This window comes from Bacillus cereus group sp. BfR-BA-01524 (genome assembly GCF_022662595.1).
Taxonomy (GTDB): domain Bacteria; phylum Bacillota; class Bacilli; order Bacillales; family Bacillaceae_G; genus Bacillus_A; species Bacillus_A thuringiensis_S.
Map to the genome: position 1 here is coordinate 1 of NZ_JAKUDW010000467.1, position 222 is coordinate 222.

Genomic DNA, 222 nt, shown 5'->3' on the forward strand with positions numbered 1-222 from the left:
TACTTGAAATTGGCTTTTGTACTTGCTCTACCACTACTTGCTGCATTGGTTGCTCTTCCACTTGTGGTTCTACTACCACTTGCTGCATTGGTTGCTCTTCCACTTGTGATTTTACTACCACCTGTTGCATTGGTTGCTCTTCCACTTGTGATTCTACTACCACTTGCTGCATTGGTTGCTCTTCCACTTGTGGTTCTACTACCACTTGCTGCATTGGTTGCT

The 222-nt window shown here is 44.6% G+C and carries 1 protein-coding gene; it reads right to left on the reverse strand.

The window, feature by feature from the left end; all coding sequences use genetic code 11:
• A partial coding sequence (locus MR170_RS31920) for a hypothetical protein (protein WP_242310793.1) occupies window positions 1-222 on the reverse strand: 222 nt, incomplete at both ends.